General features: G+C 59.5%; 13 protein-coding genes. 5 read left to right on the top strand and 8 right to left on the bottom strand.

Going from position 1 to position 10,817, the window contains the following annotated elements; all coding sequences use genetic code 11:
* The first annotated feature begins 1 nt into the window (after position 1).
* From traM to MKZ35_RS06925, 3 genes are all read left to right on the top strand, one after another.
* Positions 2-1,210 (top strand): conjugative transposon protein TraM, encoded by a 1,209-nt coding sequence (gene traM / locus MKZ35_RS06915; protein WP_482512500.1) that lies wholly within the window; start codon positions 2-4, stop codon positions 1,208-1,210.
* A 12-nt stretch (positions 1,211-1,222) separates the two neighbouring features.
* On the top strand, positions 1,223-2,086 hold the full coding sequence (gene traN, locus MKZ35_RS06920; protein ID WP_482512501.1) for a conjugative transposon protein TraN: 864 nt from the start codon (positions 1,223-1,225) through the stop codon (positions 2,084-2,086).
* A gap of 93 nt (positions 2,087-2,179) precedes the next feature.
* Positions 2,180-2,371, top strand: a complete 192-nt coding sequence (locus tag MKZ35_RS06925; RefSeq protein WP_482512502.1) for a hypothetical protein — start codon at positions 2,180-2,182, stop codon at positions 2,369-2,371.
* A 13-nt stretch (positions 2,372-2,384) separates the two neighbouring features.
* On the opposite strand, the gene MKZ35_RS06930 is transcribed toward MKZ35_RS06925, so the two are convergent.
* From MKZ35_RS06930 to MKZ35_RS06965, 8 genes are all read right to left on the bottom strand, one after another.
* Entirely contained in the window at positions 2,385-3,113 is a 729-nt protein-coding gene (locus MKZ35_RS06930) for a nucleotidyl transferase AbiEii/AbiGii toxin family protein (protein ID WP_482512503.1), read from the bottom strand.
* A gap of 8 nt (positions 3,114-3,121) precedes the next feature.
* On the bottom strand, positions 3,122-3,481 hold the full coding sequence (locus MKZ35_RS06935; RefSeq protein ID WP_482512504.1) for a DUF6922 domain-containing protein: 360 nt from the start codon (positions 3,479-3,481) through the stop codon (positions 3,122-3,124).
* 126 nt (positions 3,482-3,607) lie between these two features.
* On the bottom strand, positions 3,608-4,720 hold the full coding sequence (locus tag MKZ35_RS06940) for a Fic/DOC family protein (RefSeq protein WP_482512505.1): 1,113 nt from the start codon (positions 4,718-4,720) through the stop codon (positions 3,608-3,610).
* An 87-nt stretch (positions 4,721-4,807) separates the two neighbouring features.
* The gene (locus tag MKZ35_RS06945) at positions 4,808-5,107 is read right to left on the bottom strand and encodes an antitoxin VbhA family protein (protein WP_482512506.1); all 300 of its coding nucleotides are present in this window, start codon (positions 5,105-5,107) and stop codon (positions 4,808-4,810) included.
* Between the two features lie 63 nt (positions 5,108-5,170).
* Positions 5,171-5,449 (bottom strand): hypothetical protein, encoded by a 279-nt coding sequence (locus MKZ35_RS06950; RefSeq protein WP_482512507.1) that lies wholly within the window; start codon positions 5,447-5,449, stop codon positions 5,171-5,173.
* A 94-nt stretch (positions 5,450-5,543) separates the two neighbouring features.
* On the bottom strand, positions 5,544-7,178 hold the full coding sequence (locus MKZ35_RS06955) for a DUF4942 domain-containing protein (protein ID WP_482512508.1): 1,635 nt from the start codon (positions 7,176-7,178) through the stop codon (positions 5,544-5,546).
* Positions 7,179-7,357: 179 nt separating this feature from the next.
* Positions 7,358-7,600: a hypothetical protein gene (locus MKZ35_RS06960; protein ID WP_482512509.1), complete on the bottom strand. Its 243-nt coding sequence runs from the start codon at positions 7,598-7,600 to the stop codon at positions 7,358-7,360.
* A 53-nt stretch (positions 7,601-7,653) separates the two neighbouring features.
* Complete coding sequence (locus MKZ35_RS06965) at positions 7,654-8,178, bottom strand: 2'-5' RNA ligase family protein (RefSeq protein WP_482512510.1); 525 nt, start codon at positions 8,176-8,178, stop codon at positions 7,654-7,656.
* Positions 8,179-8,407: 229 nt separating this feature from the next.
* Between MKZ35_RS06965 and MKZ35_RS06970 the strand changes: the two genes are divergently transcribed.
* Both MKZ35_RS06970 and MKZ35_RS06975 read left to right on the top strand, forming a co-directional pair.
* Positions 8,408-9,481, top strand: a complete 1,074-nt coding sequence (locus MKZ35_RS06970) for a cyclic GMP-AMP synthase DncV-like nucleotidyltransferase (protein WP_482512511.1) — start codon at positions 8,408-8,410, stop codon at positions 9,479-9,481.
* A gap of 5 nt (positions 9,482-9,486) precedes the next feature.
* A partial coding sequence (locus MKZ35_RS06975) for a ThiF family adenylyltransferase (protein WP_482512512.1) occupies positions 9,487-10,817 on the top strand: 1,331 nt, incomplete at its 3' end.

Genomic DNA, 10,817 nt, shown 5'->3' on the forward strand with positions numbered 1-10,817 from the left:
TATGGCAACGACAACCACCGCGCAGCACGATGCGCAATTCCTTCGGACCCGCAAGATGGCCACCTTCCTGCCGGTGGTGGGCGTGCCCTTTCTGGCCGTGATGTTCTTTCTGGGCGGGGGCGGCCAAGGCACGCCGGCGGCAGCGCAAAACACCGAAACCGGTTTTAACACCAACCTCCCCAAAGCGGAGAAGGGCACCATCACCAGCAGCAAGCTCGAAGCCTACGCCAGCCCCGTGGACACCCTGCGCAACCGGGGTCTGGTGGATGCCCGCCTCGATACGGCTTCGGGCTCGGGCCTCTCCTACGCGGTAGGGGCCGATGGCAAAGCGGGCCCCAACGGCTCCGTCGACAAGTCGGTGGTCGAGGCCCAGCAGCAGTTGATTGCAGCCCAACAGGCCCAGATGAATGGCGGCGTAGCGCCGGGCACCGTGGCTCCCGCAACGACAGCCCCCGGTGCTCTCACCCCGCAGGAGCAGATGGAGGTGATGCGCAGCCAGCACGAGCGGGACCTGGCCGAGCAAAAGGCCCAGCTGCAAATGGCCGCGCTGCTGGCCCAGTCCAACAGCGCCGGTGGGGGAGGAGCGGCCCCGCGCACGGTGGCGGCGGTGCCGAAAAAGAAGAAGCCTATGACCCGACTACGCGCCATCGATGATGACGCCGTAGTATCGCGCCTGGGCTCTAATGGACCAGGGCGCAAGCGCACGGCCTCTTTCCAGGGCTTCGATGCCGAAACCGGCACGGGCGGCGATGGCAACACGCTGCCTGCCGTCATCCACGAATCGCAGGAAGTCGTGAGCGGCTCGCTGGTGAAGATGCGACTCACCGAATCAGCCGTCATCAACGGGCACACGCTGCCGGCCAACACCTTCATCTACGGCAAGTGCAGCCTGGCCGGCGAGCGGCTCAGCATTGCCATTGAAACGCTTAAATCGGGCAACAGCGTGTTTCCGGCGGCGCTGGAAGTGTACGACGTGGACGGGCTGGAAGGCTTGCACATTCCCGGGGCAATCACCCGCGACGACGCCAAGCAGGCTGGCGCCGAAGGACTCGGCGCGGCCGATATGCTGACGATGAGCGCTGACCCAGCCATGGCCGCGGCCGGCGTCGCGGTCAGCGCCGTGAAAGGCATCGGCCAGAAGAAAATCCGCCTGGTCAAAGTCCGGCTGAAAGCGGGCTACAACGTGATGCTCAAAGTAGACAAAGACTAACGACTCCTTCCCATGAAAACTACCCTATTTGCTACCAGTGCCCTTTTGCTTGGCCTAGCCACGGCCCCGGCGCGGGCCCAGACCTCGTCCGCCCGGATGCTGCAATACTCGGAAGCTAACAAGCTGCCGACCTATCCGCTCTACATCAGCGACCAGAAAACGACCCACCTGGTGTTTCCCTTCCCGGTCACTTACGTCGACCTGGGCAGTTCGGGCCTGATTGCGGCCAAGGCCACCGGCGCGGAAAACATCGTGCGCGTGAAAGCGGCTTCGGCGGGCTTTCCGGAGTCGAACATGACGGTGCTCACCTCGGATGGCAAACTGTACTCCTTCGTCGTAAACTACCAGCACGACCCCAAGGTGCTCAGCCTCGACCTAGGCGCGGCCGGTTCGGCCTCGTCGGCGCAGGGGGAAGCCATTCTGTCGAATTCGCCCATTCCGCAGGGCAATCTGGACGCTTACTCCCGGCAGGCGTTGGCGGCGGGCGGCTCTTCGGCCAGCGAGAGTGCCAACCAGCTCAGCGTGCGCGCCGGCAACGTGGGCTACAAGCAGGAAACCCTGTTTTTCCCGCTGCACATTGCCAACAAGTCAAACGTGACTTACGACGTGGACTTTGTTAAATTCTACATTCAGGACAAACAGGTAGCCAAGCGCACGGCCGAGCAGGCCCTGGAAATTATGCCCATTTACGTCTTCAACGGGACCCAGAAAAAGATTGACGTCAAAGGCCAGCTCGAACAAGTTTACATCTTCAAGAAATTCACCATCCCCGAGCAAAAGCAGTTCATCATCGAGGTGTATGAGAAGGGCGGCGGGCGCAACGTCAAGCTCAAGCTCGCCAATGCCGACCTGCTCAAGGCCCGAACGTTCAAGTAGGTCGCACCTGGGACTGGCAGCCCTTAAAAGCAACGAAAGATGCTTCTACAGCGTTTCTTGCTTAATTAGCGTGAAGATTTAACCCGTGTTGATATGCGTAGCTTCCTGATTTTCGCGGCGATTATCGCCTTCCTTTATTCGTCCTGGGCCCCCAGCTGGGGCAGTACTGCCGCTACCTGGGGCCTGGTACTCTTCGGCTTGAGCAAGTTCTGGGGACTTTCCAGCAAGGTCACGCCGCCCAGCCGCAATCCGTACAACCCTTACGAGCGTTTCAAGCCTTTCTAGGCAGTCGCTGCAACTACAACTTCGGCCCCCGGCGCTTCGGCGCGGGGGCTTTTTGCTGCTGGGGCAAAGACGTCGTGGCATTCGAATCGTTCATCTGACCCAACACCGGCATCACCAGCCGCTGTTCCACGATGGGCGGAAACAGTCGGTCGGGGCTGCGCTGCATCTGCTCTAGGCGCGTGGCAATGGCTGGCCAGCGGTAGCCCTGCATTTCGGGCTTCATGTTGAAGTCGATGTCGCCGTGGAAGGCCAGAGCGCGGGGCACTTCAGAGGAGGACGTATTGAAGCGGCCCTCATAGGCCTGGCGCATCTGGTTCAAGGTGAGCTTTTCGCTAAGCGCAGCCACGTCCACAAAGTCCCGGAGCCGCTCTCCACTCATCACCACTCCGGCCAGCTTCATGGCCCCCAGGTCCTCGAGCGAGGCCATGCGAATATTCGAGCCCGGATAGAGCACGGCGGGCCGACACAGCTGGAAGCCATAATTCACCACGTCGGTTTTCACTTGTCCGATGACACCCTGAATGGCCGCTTTGTCCCATTCCGGCTCCTGAGCCCGCATTCGCTGCAGAGCGCCGTCGGCCCGCATCTCATACTTGCTTAGCAGCAGGTCTTTAATTTCCCCGTCAATCGGCGTGGGGCCATCCGAAAACAAGTCGAGGTCCCGGCTGCGACGGTGGCCCAGATGTAACGCCAAAGCCGTTCCCCCTACCAGGACAAACGGCTTCAGTAAGGGCTCCTGCATGAGTTGCGCTAGGAGTTGAAGGTTTGCGGTATCGACTGCTTGCGCTGGTAGCATCTAAGCGTTTCCTTTTCAATATGGAAGAACTGGCACACGGCCGCAATGGCGGCATCCGACATGTAGGGCACGGTTTCGACGATTTCCTGCACGCGGGGACGGCCGTAATAAGCCAGCATAGCCGCCCAGTCCTCCTTGCTGCCGCGCTGAATGACGCGCTGCACAATAGTGCGCGCCATGGCCTGCGGGTCTATCGTCTCGGGGTCCACGTCCCACAGCAGCGTCGGCAGATGCTCGGCCAGCGGTGCCGGCACGGCCTGCGGTTCGGACACCACAGCCGGGGCCTCGGGGGTAGGAGTTGTGCGCTTTTCCATGATAACAAGGTATGATTTTGAACGTCAAGGCAGCTTCCACCCTCTACGTCGGGCACGAACCAAACGGATAAAAACTCACGGCCTGGCCTGTCTATTTAAACAGCAGCGGCAGCTCTATAGTTGCGCTTAGCAACCGGGGCTTATCTTACATTTTTGGTCCTCTACGCTTCTGACTGGGCGTTTTTTTGGTTGGGATGCGGCTCTTTTCTCCACCTGCCCCTTAGTCAATTCCGGCCCAGCCTGCGGCTCGGCTTTGAGCGGCGGCCCAGCTACCAGCAGCACCACCGTGACCAGGGGCAATGCCCGCAGCAGGCGCGCCACGCGCTGGCGCAGCCGGGCATCTTCCAGCTTGGCGGGCAGTTGCTCCAGCAGCTCGGCCCCGGTTCGCAGGATTTCCAGTCGCGCGGGCTGCCCGGCATCGGGATGGACAACGCTGCGGGTGACCTGCATTATCTGGCGGGCTACCGCAGTGTGGCGGCCGCCGAGCAGGGCACGCCAGATGGGCTCCTGGCTCTGCTGCACTTCGCGCATGGCGTCTACGCGGCGCAGAAACTCGGGCACCACCACGGGCGCGGCGGGGGCCAGCACCAACCCAGGCAGCGGGGTGACTATCTGAGCAAAAAAGGCGCGCAGCGGCTGCAAATCCATTTCCGGGTTTCCGGCGGGCCGCAAAATAGCGTAGTCGCGGGCCTGGTTGTATTGCTTTGGGTGCGACTGCGCAATGAGGTTCACATCGTAGCCGGCATTCTCGCCCAGCACCTGGAACGCCACGCCCAGCGTCCGGCCGTTGCCCTCCCGGAAAGCGTGGGCGTAGTTGTACTGGTCGAAATAGTAAGCCGCGCGGGCCACAAACTGGTCTTTGTCGAGCCCCTTCAGGAAACGCTCAGCGGCCAGCTGCTGCCCGATGGCATCCAGGTGCGCCGGCAACTGCTGGTAGCTGCCATAAAACATGGTTTGCTGGCCGGCGGCAGTCGTATCGGCCGAAGTTGACTTGGTGGCCTGAAACTCGCCCCAGCCCCGCAATTCCCCGGCCCAGGGGTACACATCCTGAAAAAGGTGGCGGTGCAGGGCCCGCAGGCCCTGGGCGTTGTGCGGCTCCACTTCCACCCGGCCAGCCAGCACTTCCAGCATGCGGAAGTGGAAGCGGTTACCTTCAACTTCGGCCAGCTTGTCCTCATCCGTACTGTTGAGCTTGTTAATTAAAACACCGGAGTGGGGGTCAGTAAAACCGTCAGTCATGGAGCAGATTCGTGCGGGTATCCCGTAGAAAAGCAAAACGCCCCACCAACTGGCAGGGCGTTAGCGTATTGATAAAGAGACGAGAAGTTAGTGGGACAAGGAACGCGCCTTGGTCACGGCGGAAGCTTGGCGGGGTGCTACGCCCGCAATGCCGTCGGCTCCGCGCGTGAGCACCGGAGTCTGCGCCTGGGTTTGGTAGTACGCGTCCAGCTGCGCATTCACCTCGGCCAGGCTCAGTTCACCGTTTATATAGCGCTGGCTCAGCAGCTCGGCAAAGGGGCTCAACTTGCGGTCCTGGGTTGCGTTCAGCGCCGCCGCCCGGTCAGACAGCGCCTGGCGCTGCTCGCGGGTTGCTTCCTTGGGGCCAAATTTTACGAGGGTATCCATGCTGTCTCGCCTGAGTGGTCTACTACTGCAAACGAAAGTTAGGCAAAAATGTGCCAACCCGTCCTAACTCTCCGCTCCCGTTGCCTGCGCGTCGGCCAGGGCCGCATCCAGCACCGTTTGCACGGGCACGGTCAGCAGCTCGGCCACCCGGAGTGCCTCGCCTACGGTCAGGCCGGAAGGGTCGGCTTCGCGCTGCTTGATGGTGCGGTAGGTCATTTGCAGGTGCTCCTGCAGTTCACGCTCCGTAAAGGAATAGCGGCCGTGCCGCAGCAGCTGGCTGAAACGCTGTCCGGGCGGCGGTTCAGCACTGGCCGGGGCCGCTGGTAGAGGGGGTGTTTTCATGCGAGCAGTATACTAATATCCTGCATACGCGCCTGGGGGCAGTAAGGCAATGCCCTCACTACCCCCGACGCGGCTAGCTGGCTGGCGCGGTTGCTCAGGCCGCCAGCCGCAGCTGCATTTGGGTGCCAGGCGCGACCAGCGGCTCCGCATCGGGCACCAGCGGGTGAGCCTCCGAAGTAGCAGCCTTGGCCTGGCGGGCACGATAAGCAGCCATTTCGGGACCGGGCAGCCACTGCCGGCCGGCGCAGGCCCGGAGGTTGAACTCCTGCCAGAGAAATTCCTCGCGGAAAATCAGGTGCACCGTTCCCTTCTTGAAGGCACGGATTTCAAAGAACCGGCTATACACCGTGTACACGCCGTTCGGGTTGGGGTTTTGGTTGCCGCAGCGGTCAAGCGCAGTGTCGATGCCCACGCAGGTATCATAGTTTTCGCCCGTCAGGTAGCACATTACCCGGTCAATGTCGGCGTAGTCGTCACGGCGGTTCCAGTTCACCCGGAAGCCCTTGCCCGAGTAGCTTTCCTCCACCGCATAGGGCAGAATCACCTTGCGGTTTACCTTCCACTGCGAGTTCGTGACCCAGCCCTCCACATGCAGGCGGTTTTCCTTGTGGTACTTGGTGAAGGTGTCGAACACCGATTCCACGGCCTGCTCCATGATGGTTTCGCGGTTGTCGAGTACCAGCGCCACCAGCTCGGCCACGGCCTCGTGGGTGAATTCCTGGTAGCCCTGGGCCTTGCTGAAGGCCGCGAAGTTGCGGCGCACGTCGGCCGTCATCAGCTTCTGAATGTTCACCTTGTCGAGTACCAGCCCCCAGATTTGCTGGTTCATCTCGTCGGCAAAGTTGTTGTAGCTCGTGCGCAGGCTACCGCGCTCCAGGCTGGCCTCGGCCAGTTTCAGCACGTCCTGATAGTCGTTGCGCAGCAGGCTTTTGGCGTAGAATTTCATGCCCTCGCGGGCCTGCAGGTAGGCAGCGTACTGCGCTTTCAGGCCCTCGTACTCAGCGGCCATATTGCCGATAACGTCGCGGGTAGCCACGGCATTGGCGAAAAGGTTTTCGTCCAGCTCCGGCCCCCGGCGGCCCCGGCTGCTGAACTCGAACGTAAGGCGGTCGGCCTTGGCGGGCTTGTGCAGCCGTACCAGGCTCACCCCTACGTTGGTGGGGCGCTCAGCTTCGGCGAAAACGGCCCCCAGCGCCTCGCTCGTGCCGTGGTCCTCGATGAGGCGGGCCAGCAGTTGCCGGGTTTCGGTGTAGGTGTTGGCCAACGTTTCGGTGTTGAGCAGGCACACCACATCGCCGCCAGCGGCTACCACATCCCAGGCCTTGAGTAAATGTCGGTCGCCGTTGGAAAAGGGCGGGTTCATTATTATCAAGTCGAAGAAATGGTCGCCCCGGTAGTTGAGAAAGTCGTTGGCAATAACCTTATATCCCTTATCGTGCAGCACGGCGCGCAGGTCGGGGTCGGCTTCGCAGCAGTATACGTTTTGCTTGCCGCTTCGGCTGTGGTAGTCCTCCCGGTCCAGCCAGGCCGTCAGCTCGTCCACGATGGCCCCGCTGCCAGCGCTGGGCTCCAGAATGGTGAGCTTGCGCAGAGCTGCCGCGGCCGGATTATAGCGACGGTACCGGTCGCCGCTTGTGTCTTCGTTGCCGGTTGGGGTGGGGTTGAAAAACGGGTCGAGCATGCGCTGAATAACGGCGGCCGGAGTAGGAAAGAATTCGGGGTTAAGCATGACGTCTGACGGGGCTAAGGTAATGGTGAACAACCACTTGCTTATCCTATTAAACACAATTAAAGACATTTTTGTTGCTAAAAAGACAACAATATTTGTTTAAAATCAACCATATGCTTTAACCGCTCAAACACTTCTTCCCTTTTGTTCCTTATAATTTTTGCCGGCGGTACGCCGGCTCAAACACTCCGCTGGCGGTACCGGCCCTTGCAGGTTCGGCCAGCAGCCAATGAAAAGGAGGGAGGCCCGGCCGGGGCTGCAAAGCGCACCGGGGGCGGGGCCGGCATTCCGCCGCGACCAACGGGAGCAGAGGAGAGCCAGCCCCGCCCCCGAGTAAGCGCCGCTGCCTGGGCCGGGCCGGCGCGGGGGGCTTTTGCGAGAAGGATAGGAAGGGCGCGACCATCGGGAGTGGTGCGCAGCACGCTAGCGCAGCGAACCCCTGCATAGCCTGGCCCGGCGTGCTCGCCCCTATATGTTATCCCAATGGAATTTCGAGAAAAGGTTGATACTCGCCGGCTTCCTCTTTCCGATAAACAACCAAGACGGCAGGCTGGAAAATAACCGATTCTGTGAACCGCTCTGTGGCGGCAATTAGCAGCTCATTGAAAGAGTACGGAATGGCCGGAGCATCGGGCTTCAGGTGCAATAAGCTAAGGTGAGGGGTGTACCACACACCTTCGAAGCAAAGCGCTTGGTCGGCGGCGGCTGTACCAAGCGCCTGTAATAGCTCCTGATGAAAGCTAATCAAATTAGGCGACTTCACCCGGAGGAAAATCGCAGTATTACCAAAGCTTCCGACACCCTCTATACTGACAGAAAAGGCGGGTTGGGCCTGACATATCTGCCGAACCGTCTCCTGCCATAACTCGAAGACGCCAAGCCCACAGGGTGCTTTTACCGTGATGTGTGGCTCTACGCCCTTCAATCCCAATATTTGCCTTAATTCAAGCACCGAGCTTACCAATAAACCGGGGGGCTTGAATCCTAGGAAGTAGCGCATAATAGGTGAAGGTTATTAGCTTGATGTATTGAGGTGTGGTAAGAAGACTGCTTTCGCAACAAGACTATTTCAGTCAAAATGGCAGAATAAAAGTAGTTTTTGGCCTTTGCTCACTCTGCTAATTAATTTGGCACATCATATGTTCAACTAGCAGATATCCCCAGCCGTTGCGCAGCAAATTTTAGCAGGCGATTGGGCTCACCTAATTCCAATCTTACCCCCTGCAAGTATGGCAAACGTACAAACTCAATTCGACACCTTTCATTCCGCCATCCGGCTGGGACGATTCAAAAAAGAGAAGCAGCTGCGCGACAAGCGTAACGTAATTCGCCGGCGGTTGCGAGCTAATCTGCCCGGAGTTTTCGCGAAGTACAACGAGCCCAACTTGGTGCCGACTTTTATGAACCAGGGCAGCTACAAGATGAACACGGGCATCAAGCCCTTGGCTGGCAGTAGCGGCTATGACATCGACCAAGGGGTGTATTTTGAAACGCCGACGGATGGTATCTATGCATCTCCCGTGACATTGAAGAAGCGGGTGCAGGAGGCGCTCAATGGCCTTACGGACGATATCAAAATCCGGCGCCCCTGCGTAACCGTTTTCTACAAAGCAAATGGGACCGAACGTGCCTATCACGTAGATTTGGCCATCTACTCGGCGCGGGGCAGCAACAAGGACGGTAAGGACTACCTGGCAACGGGCCGGGCCGGCTCATCGGCCGATGACCAGGAATGGAAAGTGTCGGACCCCACGGGCCTGCAACACGAGCTGTTCCGGCAGTTCAAGGATGACAACGCGGGCCGGCAGCAGTTTCGACGGGCAATTCGCTTCATCAAGCGCTGGAAGGACGAGAAATTTTCCAGCGACGGCAACGGGGCACCCCGCGGCATTGGCCTGACGCTCAATGCCCATTACGGGTTTAAACCGGTGTACTCGGACTATGCCACGCGCAAAACGGATGACCTTGGCGCCATGCGTAAGCTGGTTGATGATATGCTAAGCCGGTTTTCCTACCAGTGGCGCGCGAAAAAGCAGGAGTACGGTCAGTGCATTGTGGCCGACCTGATGGTGGAGCCGTGGAGCGACGTGTACGAAAACATGACGCTGGCCCAGATGACCACCTTCGAGTCTAAGCTCAAGGAGTTGAAGGAAGCCTTGGACTACGCCCATACCGAAGTGGAGCCTGACAAAGCTTGCGAGCGACTGCGCAAAGTATTTGGCTCCGACTTTCCCATTCCTGCTAAGTCAGATTCGGCTCAGCGCACGAAGGCTGGGGTAGCGTCTTCGGGCATTTCGGGGTAGAGGATATGACGACGGGTCAGGCAGAAGAATGGCTCGCCCAAGGGTTGGCAGATGGCTTGTTGCAACAGCATAGTTCCGTATTGCCGATGGGGGGTGGCTACCTGCGGGTGGCTACCATGATAGACGTAATGGGAAAGTCGGTAGGCATTTTCATTGAAATACCTACCGACTTTCCCCTCAGCCTACCGCCTATTTCGCTACAGGAGCCAAGTGCCCTCGGCTATCTACCCCACGTTTCGGCCTCGGGTAGCGTGTGCTATGCTGACTCGGAAGGGCTGCTGCTGAATAGGCAGCGCCCGGACTTGGTGCTTACTTGGTCGGTGGAGCATACGCAGGCCGTTCTGGCCACTGGCCTGGGCCCCAGCCGAGTGGGGGAATTCATGCGGGAGCTGGAAGTGTACTGGGCACAGCTGAGCGAAACTGGAATCTATAATTTTCTGGACCCATCAACTGCGGCCTCTACGGCTACGGTTTACAGCGACCGGCAGCTTCGCCTGCTCGCCGCCAGTGAGGCGCAAGTGCCCCGGTGGTTTCGCCCTAAAACGGGTTCTGTACCAGTCATCGGCTCCGCAACTTACCTGCCGTTGGTGGCCAGCACAGCCTTCGTGCCACCGCGCCCAGATGAGCCGTTCTGGACTATTGAGCAGTTGCGGACCCTGGTTGAGCCCACTTTGGCTGCGATGCCACCTAAACGCCGCCGGCAGTTGTTCAAGAAAGATGGCTGCTGGAAAGGCACTTTGGTATTAGCCATTCCCATGGCGGATGGCCATTATTCCCTAATTGGCATTGATTACACAAGTGCCAAAGGTTTTCACCCATTCGACAGCCGAGGCCGGGACTTCGAGCTGCATCCGGTGCAGCTACACCGCTGGGAGCGGTCGTATATCGTGCCTCGGGGCGGTGGCAAGGCCGATTTAACGACCAAGAAGGTGCTGCTAATCGGGTGCGGGGCCATTGGTGGCCACTTGGCCTACGAGTTGGTACGAACTGGGGTGCAGTGGTTGACATTGGTCGACCACGACATCCTTACGCTTCATAACATGCACCGCCACGCGCTGGGTAAAAGCGGGTTAGGCAAATTTAAGACAGAGGGCCTGCGCGATGATATTCAGGACAAGTACCTGTATGCTGAAGTAACATCGGTAGCTAAGAAATTTCAGGAGGCCCGCGCGGCGGGCGAAATAAAGATTGAGGCATTCGACCTTATCATCGCCGCGACTGGAGAAGCTACCTTGGAGCTATATCTCAACGAACAGCTACGCGCGGTACCACAAGCGCCACCGATAATCTATTCCTGGCTGGAGCCCTACGGCCTTGGGGGGCATGCGCTCCTAAC

The organism is Hymenobacter sp. R533113, from assembly GCF_056835965.1.